The organism is Paenarthrobacter sp. TYUT067, assembly GCF_023656375.1.
Lineage (GTDB): Bacteria > Actinomycetota > Actinomycetes > Actinomycetales > Micrococcaceae > Arthrobacter.
The window spans coordinates 142,478-158,243 of sequence record NZ_JAMOIT010000003.1 but is presented as its reverse complement, the minus strand read 5'-3'; the positions used below and the strand labels follow the sequence as shown (position 1 = coordinate 158,243).

15 protein-coding genes are annotated in these 15,766 nt (G+C 62.0%); 8 read left to right on the top strand and 7 right to left on the bottom strand.

The window, feature by feature from the left end:
* Positions 1-3: 3 nt before the first annotated feature.
* From MOD31_RS03690 to MOD31_RS03675, 4 genes are all read left to right on the top strand, one after another.
* Positions 4-2,409, top strand: a complete 2,406-nt coding sequence (locus MOD31_RS03690) for a DUF5682 family protein (RefSeq protein WP_142939302.1) — start codon at positions 4-6, stop codon at positions 2,407-2,409.
* Complete coding sequence (locus MOD31_RS03685) at positions 2,406-3,632, top strand: VWA domain-containing protein (RefSeq protein ID WP_165450202.1); 1,227 nt, start codon at positions 2,406-2,408, stop codon at positions 3,630-3,632. Before MOD31_RS03690 ends, MOD31_RS03685 begins: the two co-directional genes overlap by 4 nt.
* Positions 3,633-3,687: 55 nt before the next feature.
* Positions 3,688-4,995 carry an MFS transporter gene (locus MOD31_RS03680; RefSeq protein WP_250819875.1) on the top strand — a complete coding sequence of 436 codons (1,308 nt, stop codon included), beginning with the start codon at positions 3,688-3,690 and terminating at the stop codon, positions 4,993-4,995.
* A 99-nt stretch (positions 4,996-5,094) separates the two neighbouring features.
* Positions 5,095-5,355, top strand: a complete 261-nt coding sequence (locus MOD31_RS03675; RefSeq protein WP_142939305.1) for a hypothetical protein — start codon at positions 5,095-5,097, stop codon at positions 5,353-5,355.
* A gap of 17 nt (positions 5,356-5,372) precedes the next feature.
* Here the strand turns inward: MOD31_RS03675 and MOD31_RS03670 are convergent, their stop codons facing one another.
* A complete protein-coding gene (locus tag MOD31_RS03670) occupies positions 5,373-5,729 on the bottom strand; it encodes a TraR/DksA C4-type zinc finger protein (RefSeq protein ID WP_142939306.1) in 357 nt (118 codons plus the stop codon).
* 6 nt (positions 5,730-5,735) lie between these two features.
* Positions 5,736-6,218 (bottom strand): pyridoxamine 5'-phosphate oxidase family protein, encoded by a 483-nt coding sequence (locus MOD31_RS03665; protein ID WP_142939307.1) that lies wholly within the window; start codon positions 6,216-6,218, stop codon positions 5,736-5,738.
* 248 nt (positions 6,219-6,466) lie between these two features.
* On the opposite strand from MOD31_RS03665, the gene MOD31_RS03660 reads away from it, so the two are divergent.
* Positions 6,467-6,907: a hypothetical protein gene (locus MOD31_RS03660; RefSeq protein WP_250819874.1), complete on the top strand. Its 441-nt coding sequence runs from the start codon at positions 6,467-6,469 to the stop codon at positions 6,905-6,907.
* Positions 6,908-6,974: 67 nt separating this feature from the next.
* On the opposite strand, the gene MOD31_RS03655 is transcribed toward MOD31_RS03660, so the two are convergent.
* Positions 6,975-7,595, bottom strand: a complete 621-nt coding sequence (locus MOD31_RS03655; protein WP_142939308.1) for a dihydrofolate reductase family protein — start codon at positions 7,593-7,595, stop codon at positions 6,975-6,977.
* Between the two features lie 96 nt (positions 7,596-7,691).
* Positions 7,692-8,087 (bottom strand): hypothetical protein, encoded by a 396-nt coding sequence (locus MOD31_RS03650; RefSeq protein WP_250819873.1) that lies wholly within the window; start codon positions 8,085-8,087, stop codon positions 7,692-7,694.
* A gap of 161 nt (positions 8,088-8,248) precedes the next feature.
* Between MOD31_RS03650 and arfB the strand changes: the two genes are divergently transcribed.
* Positions 8,249-8,668 (top strand): alternative ribosome rescue aminoacyl-tRNA hydrolase ArfB, encoded by a 420-nt coding sequence (gene arfB, locus MOD31_RS03645; protein ID WP_142939310.1) that lies wholly within the window; start codon positions 8,249-8,251, stop codon positions 8,666-8,668.
* Positions 8,669-8,780: 112 nt separating this feature from the next.
* Here arfB and MOD31_RS03640 read toward each other — a convergent pair whose 3' ends face one another.
* Positions 8,781-9,215 carry a nuclear transport factor 2 family protein gene (locus MOD31_RS03640; protein WP_223942540.1) on the bottom strand — a complete coding sequence of 145 codons (435 nt, stop codon included), beginning with the start codon at positions 9,213-9,215 and terminating at the stop codon, positions 8,781-8,783.
* Positions 9,216-9,307: 92 nt separating this feature from the next.
* Here MOD31_RS03640 and MOD31_RS03635 point away from each other — a divergent pair, with 92 nt between their 5' ends.
* Positions 9,308-11,896 (top strand): excinuclease ABC subunit UvrA, encoded by a 2,589-nt coding sequence (locus MOD31_RS03635; RefSeq protein ID WP_250819872.1) that lies wholly within the window; start codon positions 9,308-9,310, stop codon positions 11,894-11,896.
* A 1-nt stretch (position 11,897) separates the two neighbouring features.
* Here the strand turns inward: MOD31_RS03635 and MOD31_RS03630 are convergent, their stop codons facing one another.
* Both MOD31_RS03630 and MOD31_RS03625 read right to left on the bottom strand, forming a co-directional pair.
* Positions 11,898-13,646 (bottom strand): pyruvate dehydrogenase, encoded by a 1,749-nt coding sequence (locus MOD31_RS03630; protein ID WP_142939313.1) that lies wholly within the window; start codon positions 13,644-13,646, stop codon positions 11,898-11,900.
* Positions 13,647-13,733: 87 nt separating this feature from the next.
* Complete coding sequence (locus tag MOD31_RS03625; protein WP_223942537.1) at positions 13,734-14,006, bottom strand: hypothetical protein; 273 nt, start codon at positions 14,004-14,006, stop codon at positions 13,734-13,736.
* Between the two features lie 501 nt (positions 14,007-14,507).
* Between MOD31_RS03625 and ligD the strand changes: the two genes are divergently transcribed.
* Positions 14,508-15,749, top strand: a complete 1,242-nt coding sequence (gene ligD, locus MOD31_RS03620) for a non-homologous end-joining DNA ligase (RefSeq protein WP_250819871.1) — start codon at positions 14,508-14,510, stop codon at positions 15,747-15,749.
* The last annotated feature ends 17 nt before the right edge of the window (positions 15,750-15,766 follow it).

Sequence of the window (15,766 nt, the reverse complement as noted above, 5' to 3'; positions counted from 1 at the left end):
AAGATGACAGACGTCCACGTTCTGGGGATCCGGCACCATGGTCCGGGCTCGGCCCATTCCGTCGCGGAAGCCCTTGCGACCCTTCGGCCTGATGTGGTGCTGGTGGAAGGGCCACCGGAGCTTGACCAGGTCATCCCGCTGATCACGGACCCGGACATGCTTCCCCCGGTCGCAGGCCTGATCTATGCGGTGGATGAGCCTCGCCTGGCGTCCTTCTACCCCATGGCCGCGTTCTCGCCCGAGTGGGTGGCAATCCGCTGGGCCTTGTCCACGGGTAAGCCCGTGCGTGCCATTGACCTGCCCGCCGCCCACACGTTCGCGCTCCGAGCAGCAGAGGAACGAGCAGCAGAGGAAGGAGCCGCACAGGAACGAACCGCACAGGAACGAACCGCACAGGAGCCAGCCTCGGCGGCTTCGGAGAAGGAAAAACCATTAGTTGCCACTTCCGACGACGGCGGCGAATATGCCGCCGTCGACGGTAAGCCTTCGGATGACATGGAGAACCCCCCGGCCGCCCCGCAGCAGGCGTACAGACCCGATGCGATTGGCATGTTGGCCGAAGCTGCGGGCTACAGCGACGCGGAACGATGGTGGGAAGACTCCGTGGAGCACCGCAACACGGACCCCGTTGAGCGCTTTGAAGCTCTCATCGAGGCGATCACGGAAATCCGGGCCATGGATCAGCGTCCCGCGGACCATCCTGACGTGCTGGAGAATAACCGCCGGGAAGCTGCCATGCGACGCTTCCTGCGGGCAGCCATGCGCGAAGGGCATGAACGCATCGCCGTGGTGTGCGGCGCCTATCACGCACCGGCCTTAGTGCCGTCGGGGTTCCCTTCGGTTTCCGCCGACAACAAAGTCCTCGCCGGTTTGCCGAAGGCCAAAGTGGCTGTCACGTGGGTTCCCTGGACATCGAACAGGCTTAGCTTGGCCAGCGGATACGGAGCAGGGGTCACTGCCCCGGGCTGGTACCAACACCTGTTCGCGCATTGGATGGCCAAGGACCCCGGGCAGGATGTTGCCACCACGTGGCTGGTCCGGGTAGCCCATGCGCTGCGTAAAGAGAATCTGGATGCATCCACGGCGTCCGTGGTGGAGGCCAGCAGGATGGCTACTGCGTTGGCAGCTGTTCGTGGGCGGCCCACCCCTGGCTTGCCGGAGCTGGACGATGCCGCGCAGACAGTCCTGTGCGATGGTTCGCCGCTGCCGCTGGCCTTGGTTCATCGCGAATTGACTGTTGGTCGCGAGCTAGGGAACGTCCCGGACTCCGTGCCCACCCTACCGTTGGCAGCGGACCTCGCCGCTACCCAGCGAAAGCTGCGCATGAAACCCAGTGCCATGGAAGAGGTCATGGTCCTGGACCTGCGCAAGCCGAACCAGTTGGCCCGTTCGGTCCTCCTGCACCGCCTGGAACTGCTGGGTGTGGCCTGGGGTCAGCTGACGGACGCCGGCAGGACTTCCGGCACCTTCAAAGAAGCATGGACCTTGCTGTGGAAACCAGAGTTGGCTGTCTCCTTGGTGGAAGCGAGCCGTTATGGCACCACTGTCGCCTCAGCCGCTGCTGCTTTTGTCTCTGAACAGGCGCAGGCAGCCGAAGGCCTGCCGGTTCTCAGCAGCTTGCTGGAAAGCTGTCTGCTGGCCGAGCTACCCGACGGAATTGCCGGCGTCGTGTCCGCTTTGGCTGAACGCACCGCCCTGCAGCAGGACGTTGCTCCCCTCTTGGAAACCATCGCGCCGTTGGCCCGCACATGCCGGTACGGCAACGTCCGTGGAGTAGACGTCAGTGATGTGGGGAAAATTCTGCAAGCCACGGTGATTCGCTCGTGCGTTGGACTGCCCACCGCCTGCGCCGGCCTTGATGATGAGGCCGCGGGTGTGATGCGCCGCGCGATCGACTCTGCACAGAATGGCTTGAGCTTACTGCCGGAACTGCCACTGGATGACTGGCATACGGCCCTCTCATCCGTGGCCAACTCTGACTCGATCCATGGCTCGGTGGCGGGCCGGGCCACCAGGCTCCTGTTGGATGCGGGCCTGGTGGAAGGAGACGACGTAGCATCACGCCTTAGCCGGCGCTTATCGATCGCTACCCCAGCCTCGGAAGCCGCAGCCTGGTTGGACGGCCTGCTGTCCGGCGACGCCACCTTGCTCATCCATGATCGGCGGCTTCTGCAGATCGTTGATGAGTGGGTGGAAGGAGTGCACGATGACGTTTTCGAGGACGTCTTGCCCTTGATCCGGCGGACTTTTTCCGCCTTCAGCAGGCCTGAGCGGCGCGAAATCGGCGAACAGTTAAGCCGGGTCGGTTCTACCGGCTACGCAGCAGACTCCTCTCCCATTGACCTGTTCGACGCCGGCCCTGCGCTGCAAACCATGGCAAGAATTCTGGGATGGAAGGCAATCGCATGAGCAACGATGCAGCTGTGACAGGTGACTCTGGCGCGCTGGAGGATTCCGCCGGGCCCGGGCGTGACCGGTTGAGCCGTTGGCGTTTGGTGCTGGGCGGGCATGATGCTGACGGCATCTCAACCGAGGAAGGGGTGCCGGTTCAACTGTCGGACGATGATGTCCGCCGTGATGAGGCCTTGGAAGAGCTCTATGGTGGCGGGTCGGCCCGGCGCGGAGGTCTAGGCTCGTCCAGTCCGCGGGTGGCCCGATGGCTTGGCGACATCCGCGGCTATTTTCCCTCCTCGGTGGTCCAGGTGATGCAGGCCGATGCCATGGACAGACTCGGCTTGAGGCAGTTGCTTCTGGAACCGGAAATGTTGCGAACTGTCCAACCGGACATCGGTTTGGTGAGCACCTTGGTGGGCCTGGGGCGGGTGATTCCGGAGGAGTCCCGGGAGACAGCCAGATCGGTCATTCGGCAGGTCACCAAAGAGCTGGAAGAACGGCTGCGCGCCAAAACAATTCAGGCAGTCTCCGGGGCGCTCAACCGTTCAGCACGGACCCGCCGTCCACGGCATAGGGATATCGACTGGAACAGGACCATTGCCGCCAACCTTAAGCACTATCAACCCGAGTACCGTACGGTGGTGCCCGAGCGGCTCCATGGACACGCACGGCGCAGCACCGAAATTCAGCGCGAGATCATTCTGTGCATTGACCAATCAGGCTCCATGGCCGAATCAGTGGTGTACTCCAGCGTCTTTGGAGCGGTCCTCAGTTCACTTAAGTCAGTAAGCACCCGGTTGGTGGTCTTTGACACCGAAGTGGTGGATCTGACCGAAGACCTGGACGATCCAGTGGACGTGCTGTTCGGCGTGCAACTGGGCGGTGGCACGGACATCAACCGGGCCCTCGCCTATTGCCAGGACCAGATCACCAAACCCGCCGAGACCATCCTTGTGCTCATCAGCGACCTCTACGAAGGTGGAATAGCGGAAGAGATGCTGCGTCGTGCCGCTTCCATTGTGGGTGGCGGGACCACCATGATCGCCCTGCTGGCTTTGAGCGACAGCGGTCACCCATCCTTCGACTCCAGCCACGCCGCAGCACTTGCGGGGATCGGTGTTCCTGCCTTCGCGTGCACGCCGGATCTGTTCCCGGACATGATGGCGGCAGCCATTGAGCGCCGGGATGTCAGCGAATGGGCAGCCTCCCAGGGCATCCCTACGAGTCACGAAAAGTAGCCCGCAACCACTGGTTTCTCTGGCGGCGTGAGGGCAACGGGACGAGAATTAGCTGGTGGTCCTTCCTGGCACGGGTGAGGGCGGCGACACCCTCAATGACGCCGCCCGAAAGATCCAGCGCGTCTACCTGACCTTGACGCTGGGCAATACCGTTGCGGCGTCCTTCATCTGGGGCATCAACACCCTTTTCCTGCTGGATGCGGGCCTGAGCAACCTGGAGGCGTTTGCCGCCAACGCCTTCTTCACTGCAGGCATGGTTCTTTTCGAAGTTCCCACGGGCGTGATTGCCGATGGGTGGGGGCGGCGCGTCTCATTCCTCCTGGGCACGGTGACGTTGGGCGTCTCCACCTATTTGTACTTCGTGATGTGGCAGATCTCCGCGCCGTTCTGGATGTGGGCCGTGGTTTCGGTTCTCCTGGGCCTGGGCTTTACGTTCTTCTCCGGCGCTGTTGAGGCATGGCTCGTCGATGCACTGCGCTTCTCCGGCTACGAAGGCGGGTTGGAATCCGTACTTGGCCGAGGGCAAATGGTTCAGGGCGTAGCGATGCTGGTGGGCTCGGTGGCGGGCGGGGTGATAGCCCAAGTCACCAACCTTGGCGTTCCGTTCCTCCTGCGCGTGCTGGTGCTGCTCGCCATGTTTGCTGTTGCGTTTGGGCTCATGCACGACGTCGGCTTCTCGCCGGAGCGTTCGACGCACCCTCTCCGCGCGACCAGAGCGGTTCTGTCCGCATCAATCGAGAACGGTTTGAAGAACCCGCCCGTCCGGTACGTGATGTTGGCAGCCCCGTTTACGGCCGGCGTCAGTTTCTACGTCTTCTACGCACTGCAGCCGTACCTTCTGGACTTGTTTGGCGACCCCAAGGCCTATTCAATAGCCGGTCTGGCCGCTGCGATCGTTGCGGGATCGCAGATCCTGGGCGGCTGGCTGGCCCCACACGCGAGGCGGCTGTTCCATAAGCGCACCACTGTGCTGATCGTCGGTTGCCTGGCAGGCTGCGTCATCCTTCTGGTCCTGGGATTGACGCGTGTCTTCTGGGTGGCTCTGGTCCTGCTCGCCATCTGGGCCGTTGTGGGCTCGGCAGCCATGCCCGTCCGGCAGGCGTACGTGAACGATATGATCCCGTCGAAGCAACGGGCCACCGTCCTGAGCTTTGATTCGCTGATGGGATCCAGCGGCGGCGTCGTCATCCAGCCAGTGCTGGGCCGGGGCGCAGACCTCTACGGCTACCCGGCATCATTAGCCATGGGCGGCGTCCTTGAACTCATTGCCCTACCGTTCCTGCTGGCCAGCCGGAAGCAAGGATCACCAGCCGACAACGCCAGCACCGCGGAAACCACCGCAAACCCTGAACCGCTTCCGTAAGGACGGCGACCAGAAGCTTTGGGGGCAGCGGCCCGTTGCTGCTATTGGGGCCCAAGTACGCCAAACTGGTGGTAACACTACTGAAAGCGCGGTTGCCACGTGATCTCCCTACACCAGGACGCCCAAGGATTCATCCGGATGAAGAGGCACTTTCCCGCCACCGCTGCGGTGTCCGTGGTTTTTTCCGACGGGACCGAGGAAATCTTCACGGCGCAGCGGCTCAACCAGATCTACGACGACGCGCTGGCCGCCTACCGTGCGGCGAACCATCTGGATGCCAAGGGCTTTGACCGGGGCCCCAGGAAGAAGGTCCAGCAGGGCATTGAATTCGTCCCGGTGTCACCGGGCATGTCCAGCTGAACCACCTTCCTGGTACGTCAAGCCCGCTTGCCCGAGGCATGGTGGACGCAGAACGGTGTCCATGGCCGGACCTCGAGTCTTTCTTCGGGAATGTCTACGCCGCACACCGCGCACTGCCCATACGTTCCCTCCTCGATCCTCGCCAGGGCCTCCTCGATCTGTTCCAAGCCCACCCGGCTTTGTCCCATGAGGGCGGATGCCTGGGAAAGCTCGAAGGCGATGGTGCTGCCCTCGGGATCGTGCTCGTCGTCCACATTGGAATCCTGACGGGCAAGACTCACCGAGGTGATGTCGCTTCGCAGCGCCTTCAGCAGCTCGAGTTTACGGTTCCGTTCACTCTCCAAAAGAACCCGAAACCGTTGGATGTCAACCACGGCGGGTCATAGGTCCACGGTGCCGCTCTCGCCCACGCTGAACCGGGAGTTTGTGACCTTGGACTTGACCCACTGTAGGACCGTAGCGGCCGTTCCGCCCGGGCTGGTCCAATACTCTGCCGAGTCCGAGTCAACCCGAAGCAGGCAAACCTCCGGAGTGTCGGGGCCATCGGGGTACCACGCCTCAACTACCTGGTTCCACAGCTCATGGATCTTTTCCCGATCGGTGACGACCTCTGCAGTCCCGGCCACAGAGACCCATTCCGTGTTTTTGCCAAAGGAAACGTTAACCCGTGGGTCCTGGCGAACGTGGGCAACCTGTGAGGTTCCCAGGCCCGTAAAGAACCACATGTCGCCGTCGTCCTTGACTTCCTGAACGGCAAGCGGCCTGCTGACCAGCGCCCCTGTCTCGTTCACAGTGGTTAGCATCCCGATCTTCGAATCGTTGATGATGTCGGTGACCTTCTTAATGGATTGTTCGTCAGTCATAGGGTCCTCACTTCTCCTTTGAGACTCGACTCATCGCCGTGCCCGGGGTACTTCCCATAGCCACCCTATTAGTAAGGCTACTGATTTGCTAGGCGATCGAGAAATGTCGCTGTTGGACTTGGAAACAGGATGCGATTGATGAGGGAATCATGCTGGGGCTTCATCCGTTCACTTCATAGTGACATGCCGACGGCGGTCAGGCTTGCTCCCGGGGGCAAGCGAAAACGACGGGAAGTTTGGGGACTACCATGACGTTGAGTGAAACCATTGACCGCTTGGAAACGGCGCACCTTATGGTCCGCGACGCCGAAGAATGGGACGGACTAACCGCCGCCCTCGCGGACGCGTATCGCACCCGTGATGATGACCTCGTAGAACAGCTGCTGCCGCCTTTTCTTCAGTCCTGGCGTACCGTGACCCACTATGTCCTCCGCGATACCTTCGACTCAGCAGGCATCTCAGTGACTGAACCCAGCCACCCCTGGGGAATTGCCACGTTGACCGCCTTCGGCGTTAGACGCGAACCGGTACTCTGCCAGATGGACCAGGTGGATTCGGCGGATCAGGTAGGTGCAGCTGTCGGAGCACCCACGTTGCTCACTTTTGCCGAAGCCATGAGGTACTACGCCGGGTGCCTGGCATCTCTGCTGGAACACGCTAACGGTCAGCAGGAGCAGTACACGAACTAGCCTGATCAGCGCGTGTATGGGTAAGTACTGCGTAGGAGCCATTGTCCCAGCCCGCGCCTCTATGATCTCAACCCCGTCTTGCTGTTGGCGGCCCGTCAATCACAGTAGGAATGTACTCCAGCAACTGCGACCTGCCGTCGAACGTCCGGCTGTCCACCAGCTCCAGAGAAACATCCGGGTATCCGTCGTAGATCCGCTCCCTGCCGGTCTTGCCCGTGATCACGGGAAAGACAACCAGCCGGTACCTGTCCACCAACCCGGCCGTCAGGAGGGAACGGCAGAGGCTCAGGCTGCCCAGCGTACTGAAGGTTCCGGACCTGCTCCTTTTTAGCTCTCTGACATTCTCCACGGCGTCACCGGAGATGAGCTCACAGTTGGGCCAGGCCAAGGGCCCCTTCAACGTGGACGAGAAGACAATCTTGGGCATGTCCGCCAAACCGCCCAGACTGGCGCCCTCTTCCTCCGAAAACCCGGAACTGTCTGCTGCGGCCTGCTCCGACATACTGGACATCAGTCGATACGTGGTGGCCCCCATGAGCGTAGTGAATTCCTTCTTTCCCTCTTGCTCGAGCCACGCGAGGTATTCCGGGCCTTCCAAACCCCACCAACCTGGCCAACCATCCGCTGAAGCGTAGCCGTCCAGTGAAATGATCAGGTCCACCATCAAGGTTGCGGGGGTCTCACTCATAGCAGTCTCCTCGTTTGACCGCGGGCTTTAGCCGCGCTCATTGCCCGTGCGCGGGAAACGCTAGTCCTGAGCAAGCCTTCATTCAAGAGGTCGGCACTAGAAGAGGAGAAGGACGAATCCCCCGAGCGTGCTGAGTATCCCGACCCCGGTGAGGATCCAGCCCAGAATGAGCACCGTGTTGTCGTGACGCGGTGGCCTGAGCGAGCATCGCGACGGATGGCAGAGGTCATAGTGGACCACCACTGCACCTGAAAAAACGTTGTTGTCGTGAGCCGGAATGTCCAGCAGGACTTTTTGTTCCTCGTTCGATTGATCGTGCCACCGCAGCCCCAGGAATCCACCTGCGGCGAACTGTTCTCCGTCCGCGGTGGCCCACATGCAACGACGCTTGGCTATGATCCATGCGCTGATCAACAGTGGCACGCCCGGAACGAACCCCACCCACGTCATCATTTCCAGGATGGGGCCAAGGACATCGAGGGAACCGGCCATGACATGATCCTAAGCGCAAGGAATGAAAACGATGTGGGGGGTGCCAACTGCAGGGCGACAATGTTGCTTGGCACCAGGCCTACCTGGAAACTGGAACCGTGCCGGCGAACGTCACTGCAATCGCGCCGGACTGGACGTCCGTGACGTGCAAAGCTTGATCCATGGACCTGGATATCCCGCCGTCGCTGACTATCCCCGCCGCGGAACTTAGCTGGCGGTTCTCCCGCTCGTCCGGACCAGGCGGCCAACACGTCAACACTACGGATAGCCGGGCGGAATTGACGTGGAATGTTGCCGGATCCACAACCCTGACTGATGAGCAGCGGCAGTTGCTCCTTAAGCGCCTGGGACGCAAACTCATCGGCGGTTCCATCACCGTGACGGCATCAGAGGAGCGGTCCCAGCTTCGCAATCGGGAGATCGCCATGGCCAAGCTCGCTGAGATCATCAGGGTGGGACTCGTCCCGGAATCAATCCGTCGCGCGTCCAAGCCGACGCGAGGTTCTGCCCGGCGTCACCGTGCAGCAAAAGAAATCAGATCTGCCACCAAACAACAACGACGCCGACCCGCCGCGGAATGAGGTTTCTTCCCCTGTGACTGGAGGACTACTGGCGGGATCATACAGCCATAGCACCCGTCCAACTCACCTGTCCGGACGGGCCAGTGACCGGTGAGGCCCTGGAGCGCCACTCCTATCTGCTACTGATCTCCACCCACTGTGAACGCCATTCCGGAGCCGGAAAGGCCTCACTCCAGTAGGCAGTTTCCCTGGCGATCCTGCCGTCCCGGAACTCGAAGATGAAGACTGTCTGGTACTGAGGTCCGTCGTAGTCAAGCAACGCCTCAGCTACTACCAGATTGCCGCCGCTGAGCAGTCGTCGGGGCGTGATGGTGGGCAACTGCGGAAAGGCATTGTAAATACCCCTGCGGTTCCCGGCCCCGCGCACAACTTCCCCGGACTGCGGCCAATGCATGACGGCATCATCATGGAACAGCTCATCCATGACTTCAATATGGCGTTCGTTGATGCACTCGATCAGCCGCCTGACCACGTTCTCGTTGACGTCCTGTGGTTCGCCGCCCTGTTCCCCGAGGCCGCCCGGGTTCCCGGCGATTTGTTCAGCCATGAACCGCATTGTCCTCCCGGGGACCGGAAAGCACCATGCCTTGCGTCCTCAACGTGACCTTGCCGGGACTGCGGGCCGATAGAGTCATGTCAATGGACAGTAAACTGACAATCCCCGGGCACCCCGCTTCCAAGCAGCCGAAACCACAGTCTGCCGACTCTGAAGATGGCTTCGTCAGAGTCCGTGGAGCGCGCGAAAACAACCTCCACAACGTGGACGTGGACGTACCCCGCGATGCAATTGTCGCGTTCACCGGGGTTTCCGGCTCGGGAAAGTCGTCCCTGGCATTCGGCACCATTTTTGCCGAAGCCCAACGCCGCTACTTCGAATCCGTGGCCCCCTATGCCCGGCGCCTCATCCAACAGGGCCACAACCCCAAGGTTGAATCGATCACCGGGCTGCCGCCCGCCGTCGCACTCCAACAGCGCCGCGGCACGGCAACCGCCCGCTCCAGCGTTGGCACGGTGACCACGTTATCCAACTCAGTCCGCATGCTTTTCTCCCGGGCCGGCAGCTATCCCGAAGGGGCCAGCCAGCTGGACTCAGACGCCTTCTCCCCCAACACTGCTGCTGGAGCTTGCCCCCAATGCCACGGACTGGGTGTTGCCCACACGGTCACGGAAGAGACCTTGGTTCCTGATCCCTCGCTCAGTATCAGGGATGGTGCGATCGCCGCATGGCCCGGCGCCTGGCAAGGAAAGAATCTCCGCGACATCCTGACTCACCTGGGCTACGACGTGGACACACCCTGGCGGAAGCTGCCCAGGAAGGATCGTGACTGGATCCTCTTCACGGAAGAGCAGCCCGTGGTGGAGGTTACGCCCCAACGAGACCGCGTCGCCAAGCCCTACAAGGGCCGCTTCTGGAGCGCCAAAAGCTACGTGCTCCACACTCTGGCCGACTCAAAAAGTTCCACAATGCGTGAGAGGGTGCTGCGATTCATGGAAACCGGCCGGTGCCCCCAATGCAGTGGCAGCGGGCTTCGCCCGGAGGCACTAGCGGTCACCTTCGCCGGAAAAACCATCGCCGAACTCAACTCCCTGCCCATGACCGAACTGGCCGACATCATCCGCCCCACCACTCAAGTGACGGCGGCCAGTACTGCCTCACGGACCCAGACTTCCGGTGAAGTCAACGAAGTAGCCCTCGCCATCACCCGCGACCTCCTGAGCCGGGTCACGGTACTCCTGGACCTGGGGCTTGGCTACCTGGCGCTGGGTCGCCCAACACCAACGCTCTCCCCCGGCGAGATGCAACGACTCCGGATAGCCACGCAGCTGCGATCCGGGCTTTTCGGTGTCATCTACGTCCTTGATGAACCTTCTGCCGGACTTCATCCTGCCGATGCCGAGCCGCTTCTGGAGGTGCTGGACCAGCTTAAGCGCTCCGGTAACTCTGTGTTCGTGGTGGAACACAACATGGACCTGGTCAGGGCGGCCGACTGGTTGGTCGATGTTGGCCCGCACGCTGGCGAGGGTGGAGGACATATCCTCTACAGCGGCCCAGTAGCCGGACTGGCGGATGTACAGGACTCCGTGACGCGGCCGTTCCTCTTCCCTGGGCGCGGCGACGGCGTCGCCGGTGTTGAAGCAACCCACGACGCCGGTCTGGTCGCCGCCGGGACCAGGCCCGCGTCTCCCCGGCCACCAAAAGAGTGGCTCACGCTCCAGAACATTAACAGGCACAACCTTCGCGACGTTAAGGCTGAGTTCCCGCTTGGCGTGCTGACAGCGGTGACAGGCGTCTCCGGCTCGGGCAAGTCAACCCTGGTCAGCCACGTTCTGGCCGAGGTGGTGGGGGCAGCGCTACATCCGGAAGCCCCTGACACAAACGCCCCAAGCGCAGACACCCGGCCTATGCAGGACGCTGTGGGTTTGGTGTCCGGACTCCACCAGCTCGATCGCCTGGTGAAAGTCGATCAGAAGCCCATCGGCCGGACCCCCCGTTCCAACCTGGCCACTTACACGGGGCTCTTCGACGGAGTCCGGAAAGAATTCGCGGCCACTCAAGGCGCGCGTTCCCGAGGCTTCGGAGCTGGACGGTTCTCCTTCAACGTGGCCGGAGGCCGCTGCGAAACCTGCCAGGGAGAAGGGTTTGTTGCCGTGGAGCTGCTGTTCCTGCCAGGCAGTTACGGCCCCTGCCCCGAATGCCAGGGTTCGCGATTCAATCCAGAAACCTTGGAGGTTACCTATCGTGGACGCAATATTGCCGAGGTCCTGGGCATGACCGTAAACGCAGCGTCCGACTTCCTGGCTGATCTCCCCGGCGTTGCCCGCAGCCTGCAAACCCTGCGCGAAGTGGGCCTGGGCTACCTCCGGCTAGGCCAGCCCGCCACAGAGCTTTCCGGCGGCGAAGCCCAGCGCATCAAACTCGCCACCGAACTGCAACGCGTCCAACGAGGCCACACCCTGTACTTGCTGGACGAACCAACCACCGGACTGCACCCTGCCGACGTCCAGCTGCTCATGGCCCAATTGCACAAGCTGGTTGACGCCGGCAACACTGTCATCGTGGTGGAGCATGAGATGGACGTCGTGGCCGGCGCCGACTGGGTGATCGACCTGGGTCCAGGTGGTGGCGACGCCGGCGGCGAGATCATGGTCGCAGGCCCGCCGGCCGTCGTCGCGGGTTCGCGAACAAGCCGGACAGCACCCTACCTCGCCGCCGCCCACGGGCGGTAGCCTACCGCCGGGGAATGTTGCGCAGGTTGCTTCGTGCCATGCTGACAGCCTCCCCGGCACCACGGTTCAGGACCACTTTGGACATTGCGGTAGCGAATCCAATGACCTGCGAACCCGAAATCTTCGGCGGAATGGACAGGGCGTTGGGGTCGGTGATGAGTTCCACCAAGGACGGACCTGGATGGGCAAACGCCGCCCGGTACGCCGCCTCGATGTCAGCGGGATCCGTGACCCGGACTGCGTGGAACCCCAAGGCCTTGGCCACCGCCGCATAGTTGGCGTCCGGAACGTCCACGCCGAAGTCGGGTAGCCCGTCCACCAGCATCTCCAGCTTGACCATGCCCAGGGTGGAATTGTTGAAGACCACCACATTCACCGGCAGCTGGTGCGCGGCCACGGTGATCAGCTCGCCCAACAACATGGACAGTCCGCCATCTCCGGACACGGAAATTACCTGGCGTCCGGGATAAGCCACCTGCGCGCCAATAGCGTGCGGGAGTGCGTTGGCCATGGACCCGTGGAGGAAGGAGCCGATCAGCCGACGCGTGCCTAACGGGTTGATGTAGCGCGCGGTCCAGACGTTGCACATGCCGGTATCGGCCGTGAAAATTGCATCCTCGGCCGCAACCTGGTCAAGGAGCGACGCCGCGTATTCGGGGTGGATGGGCTGTTTTTTCTCCACCTTGCGCGTGTAGGCGCCCACGGCTTTGTTCATCAGGCGGTCATGCTTCTTTAGCATCTGGTCAAGAAAGCGCCGGTTCTTCTTAGGCGTCACCAGGGGCAGCAGGGCCGTCAAGGTTGGCAACACGTCGCCATGAACTGCAATGTCGACGTCGGTCCGCCGCCCCAGCCGCTGTGCCGCCCGGTCAACCTGGGCCGTCCGGGTGTCCGGCAGGAATTGGTCATAGGGAAAGTCTGTGCCCAGTAGGATCAGCAGGTCCGCGTCCTCAATGCCCTCAGCCGCTGCGCCGTAGCCGAGCAGCCCGGTCATGCCGATGTCGAAGGGGTTGTTGTACTGGACAAAGTCCTTGCCTCGCAAGGAATGGCCGATGGGTGCGTTGACCAGCTCTGCCAGGGCAATGAGCTCGTCATGGGCACCTTCGACGCCAGCGCCGGCGAAAATGGCAACCTTCCCGGCGTCGTTGATGGCGTCAGCAAGTTCCCGGACGCTGGCTGGATGGGGAACCAAAGCGGCCGGACGGAACGTTGCCGGCAGCGGGGTGGGCGCCGTTGCCTCAAGCCCGGCGATGTCACCCGGGAGCGTCACAACAGCCACTCCCCCAAGACCCACTGCATTTTGGATGGCGCTGTGCATGACCCGGGGCGCTTGCTCAGCGGTACTGATCATCTCCGAGTACACCGAGCACTCGTTGAACAGTCGGTCCGGATGGGTCTCCTGGAAAAAGCCACTACCAATCTGCTTACTGGGAATGTGCGATGCGATGGCGAGCACCGGGGCCCCGGTACGGTTGGCGTCGTACAGTCCATTGATCAGGTGGAGATTGCCGGGACCGCAAGAACCCGCGCAAACAGCCAACTTTCCTGTCAATTGGGCCTCTGCAGCAGCAGCAAAAGCGGCAGCTTCCTCGTGGCGGACATGGATCCAGTCGATGCCGCCCTTCGAGGAGCCTCCTGTTTGCCGAACAGCATCCACGATCGGATTAAGGCTGTCGCCAACGATTCCGTAGATCCGCTGCACACCGGCAGCTTGGAGTTGTTCGATGAGTTGGGTGGCAAGTTCCTTGGCCATAGTGTGCAGGCTCCCTCAATGGTGGTGGTGGGCTGACAGGGCCAATATAGTCGGCCCGGCCGGACGTCACCTCCGAATGCCCCCCGCTTAAGCTGCCAGCCGAGTCTCAAACAGGCGCTCCGCCAGCGTCAGCAGATGGCTCGGCACATCCTGGTCATCACCGCTTGTTCCGTGACCGAGGAAAACCGCAGTCCCGCTGACGGTGCCTTCGACAGGAGTGCCTGCTTCACGAATCAAGACCTCAGCCCGAGGGTTCAAAGGCAAAGGAACATGAATTGCCTGGTCATTGACCAGAACGTGCCATCCACGGCCGGTTATTGCCTCAACATTCCCCTCCACCAATGATTGCTGCATTTCCATGACCGGCTCAATCCTTTCCACACGGATACACTCGTGGATACGTGCCGGGATAATGAGTACCGTGATGAGATACCGCATCGCTTTAATTTCCGTTTCTCTACCCTTACCGCCTTTCCAATTCGCAACTGGTGATGCCGGCCGGCGGTACTAGGTGGCCGGCATCACCGAACAGCATCACCGAACGGCGGCAGCAATTCGGCCCTTCCGATGGTTATCGCTGGTTTTTCCTGGGTTTTGAAAAGAGATTCTCACTACCCTCAGCCTTTGCCCTCTTTTCGGCTCTCTTTTCCAGAATAGTCTTGCCGGACTTTTTCGACCTGGCACTATTGGGTGACTTACCGGACATTTTAGGCTCCTTCAATATTTTGGATATGACAACACCATACCCACTTATTTTTTTAAAGCCAGTTACGGAATTTTGGGCTTCATGCCTACGAGGTTTCTCTGCCTTTCTCCACGGCAACTCTGGCTGGGAGGGCCGTTCATTGCTAGCGTGGCCGCATGAACCCGTCGAAGTCCCCGGCAGAGATCCTCGACATCGCCGGCAACGAGGTCCGCATCTCCAACCCGGACAAGGTGGTGTTCCCCGAGCCCGGGCTGACCAAGCTCGATCTCGTGAACTATTACCTCGCAGTCGCGGACGGTGCGCTGCGCGGCGCGGGAGGGCGCCCCATGGTGCTCAAGCGCTTCCCCAAGGGCATCGATGCTGAACCGTTCTTTCAGAAACGCGTGCCCGAGAACCATCCCGACTTCATTGACACGGCAACACTCCACTACTCGTCCGGAACTTCCGCCGAGGAAGCGGTCATCCGTGATGCGGCAGGCCTCGCGTGGGTGGTGAATCTGGGATGTCTGGACCTCAACCCGCACCCCGTACGCGCGGAGGACCTCGACCATCCGGATGAGCTTCGGGTGGACCTGGACCCCATGCCCGGCGTTGACTGGTCCCGGATTGTGGACACCGCGTATGTAGCACAGGAAGTGCTGGACGACGTCGGACTGGTGGGGTGGCCAAAGACGAGTGGCTCCCGCGGCCTGCACATCCTGGTGCGCATCACGCCGCAGTGGTCCTACCGGGATGTGCGCCTTGCCGCCGAGACCCTGGCCCGCGAAGTGGAGAACCGTGCTCCGGGGCTGGCAACGGCCAAATGGTGGAAGGAGGAGCGGGGCGAGAGCGTCTTCGTCGACTTTAACCAGAACGCCAAGGACCGCACCGTAGCCTCCGCGTACTCGGTCCGCTCCCGGCCCGACGCCCGGGTCTCGACGCCGCTCACGTGGGACGAGGTGCGTTCCGCCCGGCCGGAGCAGTTCACTGTCCGCACAGTGCCCGCGCGCTTCTCGGATGTGGGCGACCCGCACGCAGGAATCGATGAAGCTCCCGGCTCGCTCGATGCCCTTCTGGCTTTGGCTGCCGAGCTCGGCCCCGCCGAGAAGGCCCCCAGAGCAGGCGATGGCTCGGGTCGGAGGGTGTCAATGATGCCACTGGTCGAGGTAGCCCGGACCAAGACCAAGCCCGAAGCCGAAGAAGCACTCGATGCGTGGAAGGAACGGCACGCAGACGTTGTTTCCCTGCTTCGCCCGGCCGACGTCCTGGTGGACGGGATGCGGGGATCGAGCTCGCTCTGGTACCGGGTACGGGTGAATCTTCAACACATCCCGGAAGAGCGACGACCGGCCCAGGAGGTGCTGATCGCAGACTACGACCCGTGGGCGGGCAAGGAGTGGCCGGCATCCGGAGGCTGAGAGTTCTGGCGCGGGCG

Excerpts from the sequence above, each read along its gene's own strand:
- MOD31_RS03690 (WP_142939302.1), top strand. The coding sequence starts at position 4 with ATGACAGACGTCCACGTTCTGGGGATCCGGCACCATGGTCCGGGCTCG.
- MOD31_RS03685 (WP_165450202.1), top strand. The coding sequence starts at position 2,406 with ATGAGCAACGATGCAGCTGTGACAGGTGACTCTGGCGCGCTGGAGGAT.
- MOD31_RS03665 (WP_142939307.1), bottom strand. The coding sequence starts at position 6,218 with ATGACTGACGAACAATCCATTAAGAAGGTCACCGACATCATCAACGAT.
- MOD31_RS03660 (WP_250819874.1), top strand. The coding sequence starts at position 6,467 with ATGACGTTGAGTGAAACCATTGACCGCTTGGAAACGGCGCACCTTATG.
- MOD31_RS03655 (WP_142939308.1), bottom strand. The coding sequence starts at position 7,595 with ATGAGTGAGACCCCCGCAACCTTGATGGTGGACCTGATCATTTCACTG.
- MOD31_RS03650 (WP_250819873.1), bottom strand. The coding sequence starts at position 8,087 with ATGGCCGGTTCCCTCGATGTCCTTGGCCCCATCCTGGAAATGATGACG.
- arfB (WP_142939310.1), top strand. The coding sequence starts at position 8,249 with ATGGACCTGGATATCCCGCCGTCGCTGACTATCCCCGCCGCGGAACTT.
- MOD31_RS03640 (WP_223942540.1), bottom strand. The coding sequence starts at position 9,215 with ATGGCTGAACAAATCGCCGGGAACCCGGGCGGCCTCGGGGAACAGGGC.
- MOD31_RS03635 (WP_250819872.1), top strand. The coding sequence starts at position 9,308 with ATGGACAGTAAACTGACAATCCCCGGGCACCCCGCTTCCAAGCAGCCG.
- MOD31_RS03630 (WP_142939313.1), bottom strand. The coding sequence starts at position 13,646 with ATGGCCAAGGAACTTGCCACCCAACTCATCGAACAACTCCAAGCTGCC.
- MOD31_RS03625 (WP_223942537.1), bottom strand. The coding sequence starts at position 14,006 with ATGGAAATGCAGCAATCATTGGTGGAGGGGAATGTTGAGGCAATAACC.
- ligD (WP_250819871.1), top strand. The coding sequence starts at position 14,508 with ATGAACCCGTCGAAGTCCCCGGCAGAGATCCTCGACATCGCCGGCAAC.